This is a genomic window from Aquaspirillum soli, from assembly GCF_054781915.1.
The window spans coordinates 24076-45112 of sequence record NZ_BAAGTM010000009.1 but is presented as its reverse complement, the minus strand read 5'-3'; the positions used below and the strand labels follow the sequence as shown (position 1 = coordinate 45112).

17 protein-coding genes and 1 tRNA gene are annotated in these 21037 nt (G+C 50.0%); 12 read left to right on the top strand and 6 right to left on the bottom strand.

Going from position 1 to position 21037, the window contains the following annotated elements:
* Positions 1-16: 16 nt before the first annotated feature.
* The 3 genes from secD to tgt form a co-directional block, all read right to left on the bottom strand.
* Positions 17-1831: a protein translocase subunit SecD gene (gene secD, locus ACYVJG_RS09130; protein ID WP_460430782.1), complete on the bottom strand. Its 1815-nt coding sequence runs from the start codon at positions 1829-1831 to the stop codon at positions 17-19.
* Between the two features lie 106 nt (positions 1832-1937).
* Complete coding sequence (yajC, locus tag ACYVJG_RS09125; RefSeq protein ID WP_460430781.1) at positions 1938-2261, bottom strand: preprotein translocase subunit YajC; 324 nt, start codon at positions 2259-2261, stop codon at positions 1938-1940.
* Positions 2262-2353: 92 nt separating this feature from the next.
* Positions 2354-3472, bottom strand: a complete 1119-nt coding sequence (gene tgt / locus ACYVJG_RS09120; protein WP_460430780.1) for a tRNA guanosine(34) transglycosylase Tgt — start codon at positions 3470-3472, stop codon at positions 2354-2356.
* A 127-nt stretch (positions 3473-3599) separates the two neighbouring features.
* Between tgt and ACYVJG_RS09115 the strand changes: the two genes are divergently transcribed.
* The 10 genes from ACYVJG_RS09115 (at position 3600) to ACYVJG_RS09070 (ending at position 13655) form a co-directional block, all read left to right on the top strand.
* A tRNA-Val gene (locus tag ACYVJG_RS09115) sits at positions 3600-3676 on the top strand.
* A gap of 187 nt (positions 3677-3863) precedes the next feature.
* The gene (thrS, locus tag ACYVJG_RS09110) at positions 3864-5783 is read left to right on the top strand and encodes a threonine--tRNA ligase (RefSeq protein ID WP_460430779.1); all 1920 of its coding nucleotides are present in this window, start codon (positions 3864-3866) and stop codon (positions 5781-5783) included.
* Positions 5780-6325 carry a translation initiation factor IF-3 gene (gene infC, locus ACYVJG_RS09105; RefSeq protein WP_444541696.1) on the top strand — a complete coding sequence of 182 codons (546 nt, stop codon included), beginning with the start codon at positions 5780-5782 and terminating at the stop codon, positions 6323-6325. The genes thrS and infC overlap by 4 nt, the downstream gene beginning before the upstream one ends.
* Before the next feature lie 169 nt (positions 6326-6494).
* Positions 6495-6692, top strand: coding sequence for a 50S ribosomal protein L35 (rpmI, locus tag ACYVJG_RS09100; protein ID WP_022653092.1), 198 nt, complete (start codon positions 6495-6497; stop codon positions 6690-6692).
* Between the two features lie 11 nt (positions 6693-6703).
* On the top strand, positions 6704-7063 hold the full coding sequence (gene rplT / locus ACYVJG_RS09095; protein WP_022653091.1) for a 50S ribosomal protein L20: 360 nt from the start codon (positions 6704-6706) through the stop codon (positions 7061-7063).
* A gap of 161 nt (positions 7064-7224) precedes the next feature.
* Positions 7225-8208: a phenylalanine--tRNA ligase subunit alpha gene (pheS, locus tag ACYVJG_RS09090; RefSeq protein ID WP_022653090.1), complete on the top strand. Its 984-nt coding sequence runs from the start codon at positions 7225-7227 to the stop codon at positions 8206-8208.
* A 24-nt stretch (positions 8209-8232) separates the two neighbouring features.
* Positions 8233-10596, top strand: a complete 2364-nt coding sequence (gene pheT, locus ACYVJG_RS09085; RefSeq protein WP_460430778.1) for a phenylalanine--tRNA ligase subunit beta — start codon at positions 8233-8235, stop codon at positions 10594-10596.
* Between the two features lie 87 nt (positions 10597-10683).
* Positions 10684-10986: an integration host factor subunit alpha gene (locus tag ACYVJG_RS09080; protein WP_022653088.1), complete on the top strand. Its 303-nt coding sequence runs from the start codon at positions 10684-10686 to the stop codon at positions 10984-10986.
* Positions 10967-11311: a MerR family transcriptional regulator gene (locus ACYVJG_RS09075; RefSeq protein WP_022653087.1), complete on the top strand. Its 345-nt coding sequence runs from the start codon at positions 10967-10969 to the stop codon at positions 11309-11311. The genes ACYVJG_RS09080 and ACYVJG_RS09075 overlap by 20 nt, the downstream gene beginning before the upstream one ends.
* A 25-nt stretch (positions 11312-11336) precedes the next feature.
* Positions 11337-13655: a Tex family protein gene (locus ACYVJG_RS09070; protein ID WP_460430826.1), complete on the top strand. Its 2319-nt coding sequence runs from the start codon at positions 11337-11339 to the stop codon at positions 13653-13655.
* On the opposite strand, the gene uvrB is transcribed toward ACYVJG_RS09070, so the two are convergent.
* Positions 13652-15646: an excinuclease ABC subunit UvrB gene (uvrB, locus tag ACYVJG_RS09065; protein WP_460430777.1), complete on the bottom strand. Its 1995-nt coding sequence runs from the start codon at positions 15644-15646 to the stop codon at positions 13652-13654. The two genes, ACYVJG_RS09070 and uvrB, sit on opposite strands and share 4 nt — an antisense overlap.
* Positions 15647-16171: 525 nt before the next feature.
* Here uvrB and ACYVJG_RS09060 point away from each other — a divergent pair.
* Together ACYVJG_RS09060 and ACYVJG_RS09055 are read left to right on the top strand one after the other, a co-directional pair.
* Positions 16172-17965 (top strand): DEAD/DEAH box helicase, encoded by a 1794-nt coding sequence (locus ACYVJG_RS09060; protein WP_460430776.1) that lies wholly within the window; start codon positions 16172-16174, stop codon positions 17963-17965.
* Between the two features lie 99 nt (positions 17966-18064).
* Positions 18065-18511, top strand: a complete 447-nt coding sequence (locus ACYVJG_RS09055; protein WP_460430775.1) for a c-type cytochrome — start codon at positions 18065-18067, stop codon at positions 18509-18511.
* Here ACYVJG_RS09055 and murB read toward each other — a convergent pair.
* A complete protein-coding gene (gene murB, locus ACYVJG_RS09050; protein WP_460430774.1) occupies positions 18508-19518 on the bottom strand; it encodes a UDP-N-acetylmuramate dehydrogenase in 1011 nt (336 codons plus the stop codon). The genes ACYVJG_RS09055 and murB overlap by 4 nt on opposite strands.
* An 8-nt stretch (positions 19519-19526) precedes the next feature.
* A complete protein-coding gene (locus ACYVJG_RS09045; protein ID WP_460430773.1) occupies positions 19527-20948 on the bottom strand; it encodes an MATE family efflux transporter in 1422 nt (473 codons plus the stop codon).
* Between the last annotated feature and the right edge of the window lie 89 nt (positions 20949-21037).

Here is a 21037-nt window from a genome sequence, read left to right as displayed (position 1 = left end):
CCTAGGTCGAAAAAACCTAAACCGATAATTTGTTGATACGGCGACCACCATAGACCAAGTTCACAATGCCGCGAGATACCAAAACAGCAGAGAACACCGAGGTCAAAATGCCAAGACAATGCACCACTGCAAAGCCACGAACGGGGCCTGAGCCAAAAATCAATAGTGCCAAACCTGCAATCAGTGTGGTGATGTTTGAATCGAGAATCGTCGCCCATGCATGTTCATAGCCAGCTTTAATCGCCGATTGTGGTGGCACCCCATTGCGGACTTCTTCTCGCACCCGCTCGTTAATCAACACGTTAGCATCAATCGCCATCCCTAATGTCAAGGCGATGGCAGCAATACCGGGCAGTGTGAGTGTGGCTTGTAGCATTGACAGCAAAGCAACCAGCATTAACACATTACATGCCAATGCAATGACTGAAATCATCCCGAAAACACGGTAGTAGATCGCCATGAACAAGGCCACAGCAGCAAAACCGTATAAGGTTGAGTTAAAGCCTTTCTCGATGTTTTCTTTACCTAAAGAAGGGCCTACCGTGCGTTCCTCGATAATGTTCATTGGCGCGGCAAGTGAGCCGGCACGGAGTAATAAAGCAATATCACTGGCTTCTGCGGCGTTCATTGAGCCAGAAATTTGCACGCGACCACCACCGATTTCGCTACGAATAACGGGTGCTGTGACGACTTCGCCTTTCCCTTTTTCAATCAACACCATTGCCATGCGTTTGCCAATGTTATCCGCTGTGACTTGGCGGAAAATGCTTGCACCGGTGGAATCGAGGTTGATATGAACGGCAGCCGTGCCATTTTCATCAAACCCGGGTTGTGCATCATTGATATTGTCGCCAGTGAGTTCGACTTCTCGTTTGACCAGAATTTTTTGTGAACCCTGTGCACTCAATTCATCCAATAGCTCATAACCTGCTGGGACAATACCAGACAGGGCCTCAGCCAATTTGCTTGGATCATCTTCCACCATCCGCACTTCTAGGGTGGCGGTACGGCCTAAAATATCTTTGGCTTTTGCCGTGTCTTGTACCCCAGGTAACTGAACCACAATCCGATTTGCACCAGATTGTTGAATCACGGGTTCCGCCACACCCAATTCATTGACGCGGTTGTGTAATGTTGTGATGTTTTGACGGATGGCATCCCCTTGAATTTTGATCATTTCTGCATCTGTCAAACTCAGTCGCAGTATGCGGCTGCTGTCATCCGCTTTCAGTGAAAGATTGGGGAGCTTGTCGCGGACGAGTGCTTCAACTTTTTGCAGTTCAGCCTCATCACGCATAGAAATTTCAATATTGTCGCGATTGCGTTTCAAACTGCCATAACGAATTTTTTGCGCTCGCAATTCGCGTCTCACATCACCTGCGTAGCGTTCTAAGGTTTTATCCACTGCTGCATTCATATCCACTTCTAATAAGAAGTGAACACCACCGCGCAGATCCAAACCGAGGAACATTGGGTGAGCTTTGAGCTGGGTTAACCATGTTGGGGAAGCCGCCAATAAATTAAGCGCCACAATGTAGTTATCGCCGATTTCCTGTTGCACTAAATCGCGGACTTTGATTTGGGTATCGGTATCATTTAACCGAATTTTCAGGCTATTCCCGTCAAGGAAAATACCATTAGCCTGAATTTTTTCATTGGCCAGTCGTTTCTCAATCCGTTGCATAAGATTGGTATCAACGGGCAGGGCTTGCCGAGTGCTAGAAACCTGGACGGCAGGCGTTTCACCGTAGAAGTTAGGCAAAGTGTAAACCGCACTGAGCAATAAGGTCACTGCAATGACCAAGTATTTCCAGAGGGGATATCGATTCATGAGACGAGCGCCAGATTAAGAGAAATGAAGCCTGCCATGATGAAAACATGGCAGGCCCGAAGGATGAGCTTGTCTCGAAAGAAACACGTTACAAGCTCATAAACCCTTATTGAGGTTTGAAACTGCCTTTTTCCAGTTTCATCCCAATCGCGTCACGGCGCACTTGAATGGTGACGTTAGAGGCGATTTCCAAGCTGACATTTTGTTCTTCCAGCTTGATGATACGACCCACAATACCGGCTTGGGTGACAACTTCATCATTTTTTTGCAGCGCTTCGAGCATGGCTTTATGTTCTTTTACCTTTTTCTGTTGTGGCCGCACCAATAAGAACCAGAACAAGATAAAAATACCGATCATCGGCAAAAATTGCATGAAATCGATACCAGCAGGGGCAGCAGCGTTAGCGTAAGCAGGGGTAATGAACAACATGAGACTCAATGCTCCTTGAGGGAAAAATGCAAATTAAACAAGAATTGTAACGGTGATTGTTTTGGAAAATCTATCGGCTTGCGATGGATGACTTATTCTGTCCCACGGGCACGGTTGTGATGAAACTCGGTCACAAAGTGGTCAAAGCGGTCTTCCTCAATTGCATTCCGCATCTCTTTCATCAGCTGTTGATAGTAATGTAAGTTGTGTACTGTGTTTAAGTGTGCGCCCAAAATCTCACCGGCACGGTGCAGATGATGTAAGTAGGCGCGGCTGAAATGGCGGCAGGTGTAACAATCACAACTCTCATCAAGCGGACGTTCATCGTTTTTGTGGCGGGCATTGCGAATTTTTAGATCACCAAAACGGGTAAATAGCCAACCATTGCGCGCATTGCGAGTGGGCATCACACAATCAAACATATCGATGCCCTGTGATACGCCATACACGAGATCTTCTGGTGTGCCGACTCCCATCAGATAATGTGGTTTGTCTGCTGGCAGCATGTCTTTCATTTCTGTCAACATGCGGTACATCTCGGGTTTAGGCTCACCGACTGACAACCCTCCAATCGCATAACCATCAAACCCAATTTCCATCAACCCTGCCAATGATTCACGGCGTAGGTCGGTGTAAAGGTTACCCTGAATAATACCAAACAGGGCATTCGGGTTTTCTTGTTCATCAAAGGCAGTACGGGAGCGTTTTGCCCAGCGTAGCGATAAACGCATCGATTCAGCGGCACGTTGATGATCAACTTGGCCTGGGGTGCACTCATCAAAAATCATCACGATGTCTGAGTTAAGGCTTTTTTGAATCGCCATCGACTTTTCTGGCGATAGGAATAATTTGTCACCATTGATCGGTGATTGAAAGGTGACTCCTTCCTCGGTGATTTTTCGCAATTCACCCAAACTAAACACCTGAAAGCCACCAGAATCGGTCAGAATCGGTTTATCCCAGCCAATAAAGCGGTGCAATCCACCAAACTGTTCCACCACGTCTAGGCCAGGGCGTAGCCATAAGTGGAAAGTATTGCCGAGGATGATTTGTGCATCAATGGCGTGTAAATCGGCTGGGCTCATTGCCTTAACCGAACCATAAGTACCGACTGGCATAAAGACAGGCGTTTCGACTGTGCCGTGGTTTAAGGTTAAGGTGCCACGCCGCGCACCACCGGTGCTGGTTTTTTTGACGGAAAATTTGAGCATGTTATCAAGGGCAAGCTTGCTGAAAAATTAGCCGACAAGTATACCCCACTCCCCTTAAGTGAAAATTTTTTCAAAAAGGGCTTGCGTTCCCTAAACGGCATCTGTATAGTTCGTGTCTCTCAACGACAGGCGCGTAGCTCAGTTGGTTAGAGCGCCACCTTGACATGGTGGAGGTCGTTGGTTCGATTCCAATCGCGCCTACCAAAATTCCAAAAAGGATAACTCAAATGGCTGTGCGAACTACCACTACCCACCCATAAACTGACATGGTTGGGCCATTTGAGGCAATTCTCGAAAAAGTGCGGCTCCGGCCGCACTTTTTTTTCGTCTGTCGTTTTCTTCTGAATGGTTATTTCCTGAATACACGCGCACTGGGTGCGCTGGAGACATCATGCCTGATATTCGCTTGCCGGACGGTTCGATCCGTTCTTTTGCGCAGCCGGTAACGGTTGCTGAGGTGGCCGCGTCAATTGGTGCGGGCTTGGCTCGTGCTGCCCTTGCTGGTCGTGTGGACGGGGTATTGGTTGATACCTCGTTTTTGATTGAACAGAATGCCGACCTTGCTATTGTCACAGACAAAGACAGTGAAGGCCTCGATGTTATCCGCCATTCGACCGCACATTTATTAGCCTTTGCCGTAAAAAGTCTGTTTCCTGAAGCACAAGTGACCATCGGCCCTGTGATCGAAAATGGCTTTTACTACGACTTTGCCTACACTCGCCCATTTACGCCAGATGACCTTGAAGCCATCGAGAAGAAAATGGCGGAATTGGCAAAACAAGATATTCCCGTCTCTCACCGTGTGGTGAGCCGTGATGAAGCGATTGCTTTCTTCAAAGAACAGGGCGAACACTACAAATGTGAGTTGATTGCTGCGATTCCTGAAGGCGAACAAATCAAGTTGTACACCGAAGGGCTGTTCACTGATCTCTGTCGTGGCCCGCACGTGCCTTCCACCGGTCGCTTAAAAGTGTTTAAGCTGATGAAAGTGGCGGGTGCCTATTGGCGCGGTGATGCAAAAAATGAAATGTTGCAGCGTATCTACGGCACGGCATGGGCGAAAAAGGAAGACTTAGAAGCCTATTTGCACATGCTGGAAGAAGCCGAGAAACGCGACCACCGCAAATTAGGCCAACAGCTCAACTTGTTCCACATGCAAGATGAAGCCCCTGGTGCAGTGTTTTGGCATCCTAAAGGCTGGCGTTTATTCAACAGCCTGATTAACTATATGCGCGACCGTCAGGAAGAAGCCGGCTATGTCGAGGTCAATACCCCCGATATGATGGATCGCAGCTTGTGGGAAATCTCCGGCCACTGGTTTAACTATCATCACCACATGTACACCACTACCACTGAGGATGAGCGAGTGTATGCGCTCAAGCCGATGAACTGTCCCGGTGCGGTGTCGATGTTTGCCCAAGGCTTGAAGAGCTATCGCGATTTGCCTTTGCGTATGGCTGAGTTTGGTAAAGTGCATCGCTACGAACCTTCTGGTGCATTACATGGCCTGTTGCGTGTGCGTCACTTTACGCAAGATGATGCGCATATTTTCTGTACCGAAGAGCAGATGGAAGGCGAATGTCGCGATGTCGTGAAGCTGATTCTCGACATCTATAAAGACTTTGGTTTTGATAATGTCATCATCAAACTGTCGACTCGCCCAGAAAATCGCATCGGTTCAGATGAAGTATGGGACAAATTAGAAGGCGCATTAGCCGGTGCTTTAGAAAGCATGGGTATGCCTTATCAGTTGTTCCCTGGCGAAGGGGCATTCTATGGGCCGAAGCTAGAATTTGTTTTGCGTGACGCCATCGGTCGTGATTGGCAATGTGGCACCTTGCAGGTCGATATGAACTTGCCAGAGCGTTTTGATATTGCCTATGTTGCTGAAGACAATACGAAAAAACGACCAGTGATGTTACATCGTGCCTTGTTTGGTTCGTTAGAGCGTTTCACAGGTATTTTGATTGAACACTATGCCGGTGCTTTCCCGATGTGGCTGGCACCATTGCAAATGGTGGTGGCTAATATCTCGGAAGCTCAGGCAGATTATGCCCGTGACGTTGCACAAAAGCTGCGTCAGGCAGGGCTGCGTGTTGAACTTGACTTGAGAAACGAGAAGATTAACTATAAAATCCGCGAACACAGTCTGCAAAAGTTGCCATACCAGTTAATCGTGGGTGACAAAGAAAAAGCAGACAACTTGGTCGCTGTTCGTTCCCGTTCGGGTGAAAATTTAGGTCAAATGTCTTTAGATGCGTTTATCGAACGCATGAAAGCAGAAACCGCCCAAAAACGCGCAGCACAATAAGATTTAAGTTTGGAGGAATTGCCATCGCTCAGGAACGCGAACCACGAATCAACGGCGAAATTACTGGCCGTGAAGTTCGTTTGGTAGGAAATGAAGGCGAGCCACTCGGCATCGTGAATTTACGTGAGGCTTTTGCGAAAGCAGAAGAGTTAGAGTTAGATCTGGTTGAAATTGCACCGAATGCCCAGCCGCCTGTTGTCAGGATCATGGACTACGGTAAATTTAAATACCAAGAAAGCAAGCGTAAGCACGAAGCTAAGCTCAAGCAAAAACAGATTCAAGTGAAAGAAGTGAAATTCCGTCCCGGTACCGACGACGGTGATTACAACGTTAAAGTGCGTAATCTGACTCGCTTCTTGAACGAAGGTGATAAAGCAAAAATCACGCTCCGCTTTAGAGGGCGTGAGATGGCTCACCAAGAATTAGGCTTGGCCTTGTTAAAACGGGTGGAAGCTGATTTGGCGGAATACGGCGTTGTCGAGCAGTTCCCCAAAATGGAAGGCCGTCAGATGGTCATGGTCATGGCACCAAAGAAAAAATAATCTGACAGCGTTCTAGTAAGAATTAACTGGTGCGGCAGGGCAACCTGCCGCTCTGGTTTTTGCGAGAAAGGGTTATCTCTCGCACAAAAGCGGGGCGCAAAGGTGACTAAGTGTCGATCATCGACCACCTTGTGCCGAATCTAAAAAAATAGGTTGTAGGATTATTCCCATGCCAAAGATGAAAACCAAATCGGGTGCGAAAAAACGCCTGAAAGTGTTGGGTAACGGTGGTGTGAAGCGCTCAATGGCCTTCAAACGCCACATTCTGACCAAGAAAACCACGAAGAACAAACGCCAGTTGCGCGGTACCACCATGGTACATGCCAGCGATATGGCTTCCGTTCGTGCTATGTTGCCCTACGCTTAAGGAGTTAATTTATGCCTCGCGTTAAACGCGGTGTTACCGCCCGTGCTCGTCACAAAAAAATTCTTGCTTTAGCCAAAGGCTATCGCGGCCGTCGTAAAAACGTCTATCGCATCGCCAAACAGGCGGTGATGAAAGCCGGTCAATACGCTTACCGCGATCGTCGTCAACGCAAGCGTCAGTTCCGTCAATTGTGGATTGCACGTATTAACGCAGCTGCACGTGAGTGCGGTTTGCCATACAGCAAATTCATGAACGGCCTGAAAAAAGCTGCAATTGAAATCGACCGTAAAGTGTTGGCCGATTTGGCTGTGTTCGAAAAAGCAGTGTTTGCTCAATTGGTTGAAAAAGCCAAAGCCAGCCTCGCAGCTTAATCGAAAGCATCAGAGAAGGGAGGCTTTGCCTCCCTTTTTTTATCCCCGTGTGGTTTTAATCGTGAACAACGCTTGACGCTAGAGTGTGGTGGCATTTTGCCGTGAAGTGTTGTTAATTTCCGTTTTTCTCTTATTTCCTTTCTCGACGATAGCGATCTAACATGAGTTCTATTGATACTCTTCTTGCCGCTGCTTTAGCTGCGCTCAATGAGGTACAAGACGTCGTGACCCTTGAGCAGGTCAAAGCGCGTTATCTCGGCAAATCAGGTGAAATTACCGAATTATTAAAACAATTAGGTAAATTACCTCCAGAAGAAAAGAAACAAGCTGGCCAAGCGATTAACGCAGCCAAACAACAAGTTGAGGCGGCGATTGCTGCTCGTCGTGAGGCCCTAGCCGAAGCTCAGCTTGCCGCACAACTGGCAGCAGAAGCCTTAGATGTCACCTTACCTGGCCGTGGTTTGCGTCAGGGCGGTCTGCATCCAGTGACCCTGACCTTAGAACGCATTACCAGTCTATTCCGTTCTTTGGGCTTTGAAGTCGCGGATGGGCCAGAAATCGAAACCGATTTTCACAACTTCCAAGCTTTAAATATCCCAGAAAATCATCCTGCTCGTGCGATGGCGGATACCTTCTATGTCGAAGGTGGCGATGTGTTGCGTACCCACACGTCCCCCATCCAAATTCGCTACATGCTGCAACACCAGCCCCCAATTAAAATCATTGCACCCGGTCGGGTTTATCGTGTTGACTCAGATGCAACTCACTCGCCGATGTTCCACCAAATGGAAGGCTTATGGGTAGATGAAGGGGTCAGTTTTGCCGACTTGAAAGCGACCATGACCGATTTCTTGCGTCGTTTCTTCGAGCGCGATGATCTGCAAGTGCGTTTCCGTCCTTCTTTCTTCCCGTTTACTGAGCCATCTGCAGAGATTGATGTCTTGGGTGAGCGTGGCTGGCTCGAAGTGGGTGGCTGTGGCATGGTGCATCCCAATGTATTGCGTAACGTCAATATCGACCCTGAAAAATATACTGGCTTTGCCTTTGGCATCGGCCTAGATCGCTTTGCCATGTTGCGTTATGGCGTGAATGACCTGCGGTTATTCTTTGAAAACGATCTGGCTTTCCTTAAGCAATTCCAATAATCGTGGGTCAGCAAGGACGATAATATGAAATTCTCAGAACAATGGTTGCGTGAGTGGGTCAACCCCAACTTGGCGAGCGAGGCATTGGGTCATTTGTTGACCATGGCAGGGTTAGAGGTTGAATCACACACTACAGCGGCTCCCGCTTTTTCTGGCGTGGTGGTAGCGGAAGTGAAATCTGTGCGTAAGCACGAAAATGCCGACCGTCTGCGTGTGTGTGAAGTCGATATTGGCACCGGCGAGTTGCAACAAATTGTGTGTGGTGCACCCAATGTCAGCGAAGGGGCAAAAGTCCCTTGTGCAACTTTGGGTGCCCTTTTGCCGGGTGATTTCAAAATCAAAGCCACTAAAATGCGCGGTGTGGCATCAAATGGCATGTTATGTTCTGGCCAAGAATTGGGTATTCCCGACGGTGTCGATGGCTTATTGTTATTGCCGCAAGATGCGCCAGTTGGAGTCAATTTGCGCGATTACTTGGCATTAGACGACACCGTTATTGAACTGAAAATCACCCCAAACCGTGCCGATTGTTTAAGTATTCGTGGCATTGCTCGTGAAGTGGCAGCCCTGACTGCTTCCCCATTGCAGGCACCTACTGTTTCCCCTGCTCCGGTGACGATCACCAGTCAACGTGGGGTGAAATTGTCAGCGGGGGCGGCGTGCGGTCGTTACCTCGGGCGCGTGATTGAACAAGTTAATGCCCAAGCGCCAACACCAGCATGGATGAAGCAACGCCTTGAACGTGCTGGTGTGCGTTCAATTTCCGCGATTGTGGATGTCACCAATTTTGTGCTACTTGAGTTGGGGCAGCCTTTACACGCCTTCGATCACAACAAACTACAGGGCGATATCGAGGTACGTCTGCCACAGGTTGGTGAACGGATGACGTTGCTGAATGGTAAAGAAATTGCTCTTGATGCTGACATGCTGTTGATTACCGACCAAACTGGGCCAGTGGCATTGGCAGGTGTGATGGGTGGGGCAAATAGTGAAGTAGATGACAACACGACGGCTGTGTTTCTCGAATCGGCGTTCTTTGCACCAGAAGCCATTGCTGGCCGTGCTCGTCGATTAGGTTTTAGCTCGGATGCTTCCTTCCGCTATGAGCGTGGCGTTGATTTCACGCTACAAGCTGAGGCGATGGAACGGGCAACGGCTTTAATCATTGACATTTGCGGTGGCGTGGCAGGGCCAGTGGTGGAACAAGTGACGGAATTGCCTGCCCGCAAGCCCGTGGCTGTGCGAGTTGACCGTGTGAACCGTGTGTTAGGCATGTCGTTGACTGCAACTGAAATGGCAGCAATTTTTGCCCGCTTAGGTTTGCCGTTTGAACAGCAGGCCGATAGTTTTATCATCACTCCACCAGCAGCACGTTTTGATTTGGCGATTGAGGAAGATTTCATCGAAGAAATCGCCCGTGTGTATGGCTATGATGCCATCCCCGCTGACAATATTCGTGGCCGTTTGGCAATGTTGCCATTGCCGGAACAGCAGACTCCACGGGCGGAATTGCGCCGGGTATTGGTGCAGCGCGATTATCAAGAAGTGGTGACCTACGCTTTTGTTGATGAGCAGTGGGAAAACGATTTTGCCGCCAATACGACGCCGATTCGTTTGATCAACCCGATTGCCAGCCAGATGAGCGTGATGCGCTCGACCTTGTTAGGTGGCTTACTCGATACCTTAAGCCACAATCTCAAACGCAAACAAAACCGAGTTCGCGTATTTGAGATGGCGCGTGTTTTTCTCAAAACGGCCACTGGTGAAGTCGAACAACCCGAAAAATTGGCAGGCTTGGCGTATGGCACTCGCTTTGCCGAGCAGTGGTCTTATCAAGCAGAAAAAGTCGATTTCTTTGATGTCAAAGCGGATATCGAAGTCTTGTTCTCACCACGGCAACTGACTTTCCGCCGCGCAGCTCATCCAGCCCTCCATCCGGGTCGTTGTGCTGAGGTGTTGCTTGACGACAAAGTGGTCGGTATTTTGGGCGAACTGCATCCGCAATGGGTACAGAAATACGATTTAGTGGCAGCGCCCATCTACTTTGAACTTGATTTACAGCCGCTGTTAGCACGACACACCATCCAAACCCAAGCCGTGTCGCGTTTCCCTGCTGTACGTCGTGATTTGGCTTTGGTGGTGGCAGATACGCTAGAAGTGGATGCTTTGGCAACCACATTGCGCGCTGCAGCATCCCACTTGGTGACAGAGATTGCTTTGTTCGATGTCTATCGTGGTAAAGGCGTGGAAGAAGGGAAAAAGAGTCTTGCTTTCAAGGTGTTAATGCAGGATACTGCCCGCACGCTCACAGATGCAGAAGTAGATTCTGTGATGCAAGATTTGATCGCGGCTGCAGCAAACAGCCATGCCGCTCAGCTCCGTCTGTAATGTCCCCTGCCTAAATTGATTCAGGCACCGGTATGTCAAATCATACCGGTGGTGGGGTATATTTTTACCATTGTATTGAGGATTGTTATGACGCTGACTAAAGCGGAACTCTCGGATTTGTTATTTGATAAAGTTGGCTTGAATAAGCGTGATGCTAAGGATATGGTAGAGTCGTTTTTCGAAGAAATCCGACTGGCGCTTGAAGAGGGACAATCGGTCAAATTATCCGGTTTTGGTAATTTTCAATTGCGTGATAAACCACAGCGTCCAGGCCGTAATCCAAAAACTGGCGAAGAAATTCCAATCACTGCCCGTCGGGTGGTGACTTTCCATGCCAGCCAAAAACTCAAGGGAATGGTAGAGGATCATCATGGCGCAGCCCGTGGCTAAGATGCCGCCTATTCCTGCCAAGCGCTACTTCACGGTCGGTGAAGTGGCGCAGTTAGCAGGGGTAAGTGTTGAACAATTACGAGAGTGGGAAAGCGTTTTCCTACCCCTACAACCTCGTCGCAGCATGGCACAACGTCGCTATTATCAACATCATGAAGTGTTGATTGCACGCCGTTTGCGTACCTTGTTAGTCGATGAGGAATACACCCTCAATGGCCTGCGCCGTCGCCTGCGTGAACGCGATGGTCTGAGTCCTGCCCAATTACGAGCCGAACTCCAAGGCTTGTTGTCTTCTGCCCAAGCCCCGTTATTAGCTACGCGCTGAGGCGGCGGCCTTTTTTGAAATGATTATGCTGCCTAGTGTGACTCATCGTTTGGCCTCCGAACTCAATGTTCGTGAGCCCCAAGTCGTTGCTGCCGTTGGTTTATTGGATGAAGGGGCCACGGTTCCCTTTATTGCGCGTTATCGTAAAGAAGCCACTGGGGGACTAGATGATACCCAGTTGCGTGAATTGGCAGAGCGTTTGCAATACTTGCGCGAGCTGGATGACCGCCGCGAGACCATCCTCAACAGCATTCGTGAACAAGAAAAACTGACACCTGCGTTGGAAGCTGCTTTATATGCGGCGGAAAACAAAACGACGTTAGAAGACCTATATCTACCCTATAAGCCCAAACGCCGCACCAAAGCACAGATCGCACGTGAGGCGGGGTTGGCACCATTGGCAGAGTCTCTGTTAGACGATCCTTCACAATCACCAGAACAAGCGGCACAGCCCTTTATTGCCGTCGATAAAGGCGTGGCTGATGCAAAAGCTGCACTCGATGGTGCGCGTGCAATTTTGATTGACCGTTTTGCTGAAAATGCCGAGTTACTGGGTGAGTTTCGCCAACATCTATGGCAGCATGCCGTCTTGGTGGCGCGTTGTGTCGAAGGTAAGGCACAAGACGGTGCTAAATTTGCTGACTACTTCCAATATCAAGAAACACTTAAAACCCTTCCTTCGCATCGCGTACTGGCGATGTTGCGTGGACGCAATGAAGGGGTACTCACCCTTGCGGTGCAGTATCAACCAGAAGACACACCGGTGACTGAGCGCAGCTATTACGAACAAAGAATAGCCCAGCACTTTGCCATCAGTGACCAAGGCCGCCCAGCCGACCGTTGGTTACTTGATACGGTTCGCCTATGCTGGCGCGCTAAAGTGTTTTTGTCGTTGGAGTTGGAACTGATTCAAACTTTGCGTGAGCAGGCTGAAACCGAGGCAATTCAGGTGTTTGCACGTAATGTGCAAGACGTGTTGCTGGCGGCACCTGCAGGGCCTCGTGTCACGATGGGGCTGGACCCCGGTATTCGGACTGGCGTGAAGGTGGCGGTGGTTGATCGCACGGGCAAACTGTTGGATACGGCAACCGTCTATCCCCACGAACCGCGTCGAGAATGGGATAAATCGCTGGCAGTGTTGGCGGCATTGGTGAAAAAACACCGTGTTGAACTGATTGCGATTGGTAACGGCACGGCCAGTCGCGAAACGGATAAATTGGCTGCTGAGTTGGTCGCGCAGTGTCAAACTGACTATAAGCTGCATAAATTGATGGTGTCTGAAGCGGGGGCTTCGGTGTATTCGGCCAGTGAATTAGCGGCGAAAGAATTCCCTGATTTGGATGTCAGCTTGCGTGGGGCAGTATCGATTGCCCGCCGCTTACAAGATCCCTTAGCTGAACTGGTCAAAATCGACCCAAAATCGATTGGTGTTGGCCAGTATCAACATGATGTTAATCCTTCGCGTTTGGCGCGATCTTTGGATAGCGTGGTCGAGGACTGTGTTAACTCGGTTGGGGTGGATGTCAATACGGCTTCGGTGCCACTGTTGACGCGGGTATCAGGATTGAATAGCACCTTGGCGAATAATATTGTGCAGTGGCGCAATCAACATGGTGCCTTCCGCAGCCGCAAACAGCTACTCGATGTCCCGCGTTTGGGTGAAAAAACGTTTGAACAAGCGGCGGGTTTCTTGCGCATTATGCAAGGAGACAATCCTCTCGATGCTTCGGCAGTGCATCCAGAAGCGTATCCTGTCGTCGAAAAAATTTTGGCGACGGTCCAGCGCAATATCCAAACTGTGATTGGTGATAGTCAATTACTCAAAACATTGCGCCCACAGGATTTCACTGACCAGCGTTTTGGTGTGCCCACGGTAGCTGATATTTTGCGCGAATTAGAGAAGCCCGGACGTGATCCCCGCCCCGAGTTTAAGACCGCGACGTTTGCCGAGGGCGTGGAGTCGCTGACCGATTTGCAGGTGGGCATGGTGTTGGAAGGCGTGGTCACCAATGTGGCTAACTTCGGTGCTTTTGTCGATATTGGTGTGCATCAGGATGGTTTGGTACATATTTCCGCGCTATCACACCAATTTGTCAGCGATCCGCGTAAAGTGGTCAAGGCAGGGCAATTGGTCAAGGTCAAGGTGTTAGAGGTGGACGTGGTGCGTAAACGGATTGCCTTAACCATGCGCTTAGACGATGAACTAGGGGCACCGGCGACTGCTCGTCAAGGGGGCAATCGCCGCAGCGAGGGTGCGCGTGCTGCAGCAAAACCTGCATCACGAGACAACGCCCCGCCGCGCAATCAAGCGATGGCCGAGGCATTGGCTAAACTGAAACGCTAATCGCCTTGAAACAACTGCGCCTTGAGCTGGCGCAGTTGATCCCGCAGCTCAGCGGCCTGCTCAAAGCGCAGGTCGCGTGCCGCTTCTAACATCGCCTTCTCTGTATCTTTAATCCGCTTAGCCAGCGTTTTTTCATCTAAGACACTGCTATTGGCTTCAAAACGTGCCGCCGGTTCGGCGGCGTAAACCCCATCAATCATATCGGTGATTTTCTTCGCTACCCCGCGTGCCACAATGCCATGCTTGATGTTGAATTGTTGTTGCTTTTCGCGGCGTCGGGCAGTTTCTTCCATCGCTCTTTGCATCGAAGGAGTGATGCGGTCGGCGTATAAGATGGCCGTTCCGTGTAAATGCCGCGCTGCTCGGCCAATGGTTTGAATCAAAGAGCGTTCACTGCGTAAAAAACCTTCTTTATCTGCATCTAAAATCGCGACCAGACTGACTTCGGGGATATCCAAACCCTCACGCAATAAGTTAATCCCAACTAAGACATCAAATACCCCAAGCCGCAGGTCTCGAATAATCTCAACCCGTTCTACCGTATCAATATCCGAGTGGAGATAGCGCACTTTAATGCCATGTTCGCTGTAATAGTCGGTGAGCTGTTCTGCCATTCGCTTAGTCAAAGTGGTTACTAACACGCGCTCACCTTGTTGAACACGTAAGGTGATTTCACTCATTAAATCATCCACTTGACTTAATACCGGCCGCACAATCACTTCTGGGTCGATAAGGCCGGTTGGCCGCACTAATTGTTCGACCACTTGGCCGCTGTGCTCATTTTCATATACCCCGGGGGTGGCAGAAACAAAGATGGTTTGTGGCATCAAACTTTCAAATTCCTCAAACCGTAATGGGCGGTTATCCATCGCCGACGGTAAGCGAAAGCCATATTCCACTAAATTTTCTTTCCGTGCGCGGTCACCGCGATACATCCCGCCAATTTGTGGAATCGTGACGTGGGATTCATCAATAAATAGCAAGGCATCGGGGGGCAGATAATCAAATAGCGTCGGTGGCGGCGAGCCAGCCGGCTTGCCGGAAAGATGGCGCGAGTAGTTTTCAATCCCCTTACAAAAGCCCATCTCGTACAACATTTCTAAATCAAAACGGGTTCGTTGCTCCAGCCTTTGCGCTTCCACCAATTTGCCCTCTTGTTCAAATTGCCGTCGACGTTGATTCAGCTCGAGTTTGATCGCTTCACAAGCGCGTAACACTGTGTCGCGTGGTGTGACATAGTGGCTTGAGGGGAAGACAGTAAAACGGCTCACTCGTTGTTTAATATGGCCAGTGAGGGGATCGAATAGATGAAGACTTTCGACTTCTTCATCGAACAGCGAAATTCGAACGGCCAATTCAGCATGTTCTGCCGGAAAAATATCAATAATGTCGCCACGCACGCGGAACGAGCCACGGCTGAAATCGCTGTCGTTACGTTCATATTGCATGGTGGTGAGGCGGCTGATGATACTTTGGCGACTGTGACTTTCTTGTTCCCGTAGATACAAAATCATCTGGTGGTAGTCGCTGGGATCGCCGATGCCATAGATGGCACTGACTGTGGCCACAATGACGACATCGCGCCGTTCCAACAAGGATTTGGTGGCCGACAGCCGCATTTGTTCGATGTGTTCGTTGATTTGTGAATCTTTTTCAATAAACAAATCCCGACTGGGGACGTAAGCCTCAGGTTGATAGTAGTCGTAGTAGCTAACGAAATACTCCACCGCATTGTTAGGGAAAAATTCGCGCATTTCTGCGTAGAGCTGTGCTGCCAGCGTTTTGTTGGGCGCCATCACCAACGCCGGCCGCCCGGTCTGTGCAATCACATTGGCCATCGTGTAGGTTTTGCCTGATCCCGTGACACCAAGCAGGGTTTGATACGCCAAGCCCTGCTGCAAACCAGCATAGAGTTGTGCAATCGCTTGAGGTTGATCACCGGCAGGTGGAAAGGGTTGGTGCAGGTTAAAAACCGTAGCAGCGTTGACCATGTGGCAGAGACTCAAAGATAAAGACAAAAGACCGTCAATTGTATTGGTCAGATCTGCCAAGATAAAGTTGCATTTGCCGAGGGGGATGGTGATGCAGTCTGTCTAGACTCGATGTCCCATGTGCTCAACGCAGAATTTGCCTTTTCTACTTGAAAAATGGCAGCGGCTTTTTCCCCAGAAATTGGTAAAACAATTGCAAAACAAAAATAAATATGTGTCCTAATGATATTTTCTATTTGCCTTTTGTCCGAGATTCGTTAATAATGCGTGTTCGTTTTGCTCAGCTTGCGTTATTGCAACGCTTCATCGATATCTGGCCCCCCGTCGATTTTCTCTTGATTCGGCACTTTGGTTGGCATCGATGTATTTGCCGACCGTCTTTTGGAACCTGTAGACGACCCTCCGGTTTATTAGCTGTCACTCCACGTTGTGTTCGAGTGCGCTCACCGTATTGTCTAAGTTCAGCATGACGCCGTGCTTGGCGCTGGGCGCCCACTTGACTTATTGCCCTTTTAAGGAAATCTTGTGTCCGATTTTTCGACCGTAGAAACTATTACCTCCTCCCAAGCTGATACCGCTGTACCTTCTTTTACCGAATTGGGTCTTGAAGCACGTATTGTTGCTGCTCTGACCAAAAATAACCTGACAACACCAACACCTATTCAAGTTCAAGCGATTCCTTACCTGTTGCAAGGTAAAGACTTGATTGCATCGGCACAAACCGGTACCGGTAAAACGGCTGCCTTTATGTTGCCTGCGCTGCATCGCTTAAGCGAAAACGTACGTGGTCAAGGCCGTGGCCCTCGTATTTTGGTGTTGACACCAACTCGCGAATTGGCGCAGCAGGTCTCTGACGCCTCCCGCATGTTCTCTCGTGAAATGAGCCGTGTGTTCACCCTGTGTGTCACGGGTGGGATGCCTTTCCGTGCTCAGCGTGAAGCTTTGTCGCGTCCAGTAGAAGTGTTGGTCGCAACTCCCGGTCGCTTGTTGGATCTGATCGAAGCGCGTGTGGTTGACTTCCGCCGCTTAGATACATTTGTCCTCGACGAAGCCGACCGTATGTTAGATATGGGCTTCTCTGATGACGTGTTGGCGATTGCAGAACAACTGCCAAAAGAACGCCAAACAGTGTTCTTTACCGCCACCATGAACAACACTGTGAACGATTTCGCTGCTCACTTGCTGCGCGATCCTGCCACGATTGAAATTGCTGCGCGCACTGAACGCCACGAAAACATCGAACAAAAACTGTGCTACACCGACGGTTTGGAACACAAACGCAAATTGTTAGACCACTTCTTGCAAAGTGATGAAGTGCGTCAGGCAATTATTTTCACCGCAACAAAACGCGATTGTGACCAACTGGCGAATGAATTAGACGCCAGCGGTATCCGTGCAGCGGCATTGCATGGCGATATGCGCCAACGTGACCGTCAACGTACCGTTGACAGCTTAAAACGTGGCCACTGCGATATCTTAGTTGCTACCGATGTGGCAGCGCGTGGTTTGGATATTGCGGGTATCAGCCATGTCTTTAACTTCGACTTGCCAAAATTTGCTGAAGATTACGTCCACCGCATTGGTCGTACCGGTCGTGCTGGTGCGAAAGGCGTCGCGATTTCCTTAGTCGGTCGTATCGATGTCGGTCCATTAAAACGCATCGAGCGTTTCATTGGCCAACGCTTAGAAGAATTGCAAGTCAACGGCTTAGAAGCCCGTTTCCGTCCTGCCCCTGCTGCCGCTGGTCGCGGTGGTAAACCAGGTGGTGGCGGTGGTGGTTTTGGTAAGCGTCAAGGCAGTGGCTTTAGCAAAGGTCAAAGCCGTGGTTTCTCGGGTGGCCAAGATCGCGCTCCACGCGGTGGTGATGGTGACTGGAAACGTTCACGCGACAGCCAAGGCTTTGCTGGTGATGTTACCCGTACGCCACGTGGCGAAGGCCGTAGCTATAGCGGTGAACGCAACACAACCGAACGCAACTTTGGTCAAGAACGTAGTTTTGGCGGCGGTGCTCGTCGTACCGAAGACGGCAACAACAGTGGCCGTCGTGAATACGGTCAAGGCCGTGGCGGTTTCGATGGTCAACCACGCGCTGGTTTTGATGGTCAACATCACGGCGGTTTTGGTAACGGCGGCAACCGCAGTGGTTTCTCTGGCCATCGCGAAGCGCACGGTCATCGCAACGAAGGCAGCAGCCATCGTAGCGAAGGTGGTCGTTTCTCCAGCAATGGTGGTGGTCAGCGTCAAGGCCACGATAGCCGTGCACCACGTAGCTTTGGTGGCGGTGGTGGCCAACGCCGGAACTTCCGCGACACGGTATAATCGAATGCTGCCATTGCCTTAAACAATGGCCATTCAATGTCTTACGACGGCTCTTAACTTTGTTTAAGGGCCGTTGTTGTTTATTCAGGATAGTTTGTCATGTGGAAAAAAACGGTAGTGGTGTTGCTGACGAGTACTTTATTGGCCCCTTTAACTTGGGCTAACGATCCGGTGGCGACGCGGCAAGCTGAATTTAAAAAAATCCTGCGGGCGTTCGAACCGATGGGGATGATGATTCGTGGGGCAAAGCCCTATCAAGCACAGCCTTTCCAACAACATGCGTTGGCGCTGCTCAATAGCCACAACACCCCGTGGCAATACTTCCCTCCCGGTTCCGATCGCGGTAAAACCCGTGCAAAAGCCGAGATTTGGACCCAAGCGGCTGATTTTCAGGCAGAACAACAGCTATTTTCTTCGCGTGTAAAAGCTTTGCACCAAGCCACCACCGCCCAAGCCGATTTAGCAACCCTACGGGCACGCTATGGTGAAGTGGCGCAAAGCTGTAAATCCTGTCACGACAGTTTCCGTAGCAAAGTCTTGCCTTAAACCGAATTGCCCATCACATCCGGTTCACGTTCTAACAGCACGCCATAGCATGTAGCGACGGTGTGCTGCACATGCTCGGCCAGCGCCATGATGTCCGCTGCACTGCCACCGCCGTAATTGACCAACACCAACGCTTGTTTTTCATGCACCCCGACTGGCCCTTGCCGATAGCCTTTCAAACCAGCCCGATCAATTAACCAACCTGCGGCCAGTTTGTTACCGTGGTGGGCGAGGGTAGGGTGTTGGGCGATTAAACGCTGTAACGTTGCATCATCCACCAGTGGGTTTTTAAAGAAACTACCGGCATTGCCTAACTGTTTTGGGTCGGGTAGCTTACTTTGGCGGACAGTCATGACCGCCTGTGCGACGGCCTGTGGTGTGATGGTGTCCCACTGTTGTAGCACGAGTTTAAGATCGCCGTAGTCATAGCGTGGTTGGGCGTGTTTAGACAGTTGAAACTCGACTGCGGTAATCAACGCGCGGTGTCGCCATTGCCGTTTAAATATGCTGTCGCGGTAGGCAAACTGACATGCCGCTGCCGATAAACGGTGGGTTTGTCCGTTCTCTAAGTCGATAAATTCGACAGTCTCAATCCATTGCCCGACTTCCACTCCATACGCGCCAATATTCTGTATCGGTGCTGCACCGACGGTACCCGGAATCAGGCTGAGGTTTTCAAGGCCATACCATCCTTGAGCCAGACAAAATTGCACAAACTCATGCCAATTTTCTCCTGCTGCGACGCGGATCTTCACCTGTTGATCGTCTTCGCTGAGTAAGGCAATGCCTTTGACAGACATCAGCACAACGGTACCGGCCAAATAGGGAGGAAGTAATACATTACTGCCTCCACCTAAAATCCAACGTGGGCCGTGACGAAAGCCATGATCGGCAAGCAAGGCAGGCAGTTGTTCCGCTTGCGTGAGGGTGAATAAACGCTCTGCCCGTGAGGCAAAACCAAAGCTGTTGTAAGGCTGTAAATCAGCATCAAAAATTGGCGTTAACATCGTCATGGCTAGGCAGTGGTGTGACGCTGGCGGTGTAAGCGCTGGCGACTGATATGGTTTAAGTAAGACACTAATAAAATGGCGGCAACAGTCAGGCTAATGGTCAGTGCCAACCAAAAACCATGCGCGCCCAATGGCCCGTCGAGACCAAGTGAAGCTATTGGGGGCAGATATAAGCCAAACCACACACCCATACCCAATCCCACGCCCCAAAATGAAACGGCATGAATGACCATCGGAATGGTGGTGATTTTATAACCACGCAAGGCACCCGAAGCAATGGTTTGTGTGGCATCGACAATCTGAAATAAAGCGGCAAACAGTAACAATGCACTTGCCAATTCAATCACCTGTGGGTCGGGGCTGTAACCACGGGCAATGCCTTCACGCCCCAACAAAATCAGCAAGGCGGTAAGCAATGCCAATAACAGCCCAGCCAATACCCCGACCCGACTTTTAAAACGGGCGGCTTGATAGTCACCAGCACCGATGGCTTGCCCGACGCGGACACTCAATGCGGTGCCAAGGCTTTGTGGGATCATATACAACAGGCTAGAGACATTGATCACCACTTGGTGGCTGGCAACGACGACAGTGCCGAGTTGTGCCACGAATAGTGCGACAAAGCTAAATGCGCTGACTTCGAGAAAGAACGACAGTGCAATGGGGGCCCCAAGGTGGATGATGTTGCGCTGTTGAGCAAGGTTTGGCCACTCCATCTGCTGAAACAGCTTAAAACCGCGATAAGGTGCCGCCCATGCCACATAGCCCCCGAGTGCCAAAGCAGAAAACCAAAACACCAGTCCTGTTGCCCAGCCACAACCTGCCCCTCCGAGTGCTGGCAGTCCAAACCAACCATGAATAAAGAAATAATTCAGGGGAACATTCAAAATCAACGCCAAAACACTGACCACCATAATCGGTTTAGTGTGATTCAGGCTGGATGAGGTGGCATGGAATACCCGAAATAATAGAAATCCCGGTACACCGAGTGCGGCTCCAATCAGATAGATTTTGGTTTGTTCTGCGACTTGGCTTTCAACGCCCAACATGGCGGGGACAGTATAGGCCAGCCCCAATGTTAACAATAAACCGATCACGCCAAGTGCCAAGCCCATCCACAAACCTTGCCGAAAACTGCTACCAATCCGCTGATGTTCTTGTGCGCCAAAATGATGGGCGATGATGGGATTTAAGGCCATCAACAAACCCGCAAACGTGATGGTGACGGTGATTAAAATGCTTGAACCGAGCGACACCGCTGCCAAATCAGCCGTCCCGACGCGCCCAGCCATGACGGTATCGACAAAACCGGTGGCGACTTGGGCAATTTGCGCCACCATCATCGGTAATGCCAAGGCCAGCAAAGCACGCATTTCACGCAAACTTGCCGAACGTTGAAATAAATCAGCAACCATAAGCCATAACAAAAAAACCCGCTTCAGCAAAGATAAGCGGGTGTTGGGTGAGTGAAAATCTGTCAAGCAATGTACGCCCTCCGCCTGCAATGGTCAATGCT

Excerpts from the sequence above, each read along its gene's own strand:
- pheS (WP_022653090.1), top strand. The coding sequence starts at position 7,225 with ATGAGTTCTATTGATACTCTTCTTGCCGCTGCTTTAGCTGCGCTCAAT.
- tgt (WP_460430780.1), bottom strand. The coding sequence starts at position 3,472 with ATGCTCAAATTTTCCGTCAAAAAAACCAGCACCGGTGGTGCGCGGCGT.
- murB (WP_460430774.1), bottom strand. The coding sequence starts at position 19,518 with ATGTTAACGCCAATTTTTGATGCTGATTTACAGCCTTACAACAGCTTT.
- rpmI (WP_022653092.1), top strand. The coding sequence starts at position 6,495 with ATGCCAAAGATGAAAACCAAATCGGGTGCGAAAAAACGCCTGAAAGTG.
- uvrB (WP_460430777.1), bottom strand. The coding sequence starts at position 15,646 with ATGGTCAACGCTGCTACGGTTTTTAACCTGCACCAACCCTTTCCACCT.
- ACYVJG_RS09075 (WP_022653087.1), top strand. The coding sequence starts at position 10,967 with ATGGCGCAGCCCGTGGCTAAGATGCCGCCTATTCCTGCCAAGCGCTAC.
- yajC (WP_460430781.1), bottom strand. The coding sequence starts at position 2,261 with ATGTTGTTCATTACCCCTGCTTACGCTAACGCTGCTGCCCCTGCTGGT.
- ACYVJG_RS09055 (WP_460430775.1), top strand. The coding sequence starts at position 18,065 with ATGTGGAAAAAAACGGTAGTGGTGTTGCTGACGAGTACTTTATTGGCC.
- ACYVJG_RS09070 (WP_460430826.1), top strand. The coding sequence starts at position 11,337 with ATGCTGCCTAGTGTGACTCATCGTTTGGCCTCCGAACTCAATGTTCGT.
- rplT (WP_022653091.1), top strand. The coding sequence starts at position 6,704 with ATGCCTCGCGTTAAACGCGGTGTTACCGCCCGTGCTCGTCACAAAAAA.
- ACYVJG_RS09080 (WP_022653088.1), top strand. The coding sequence starts at position 10,684 with ATGACGCTGACTAAAGCGGAACTCTCGGATTTGTTATTTGATAAAGTT.
- pheT (WP_460430778.1), top strand. The coding sequence starts at position 8,233 with ATGAAATTCTCAGAACAATGGTTGCGTGAGTGGGTCAACCCCAACTTG.
- thrS (WP_460430779.1), top strand. The coding sequence starts at position 3,864 with ATGCCTGATATTCGCTTGCCGGACGGTTCGATCCGTTCTTTTGCGCAG.
- secD (WP_460430782.1), bottom strand. The coding sequence starts at position 1,831 with ATGAATCGATATCCCCTCTGGAAATACTTGGTCATTGCAGTGACCTTA.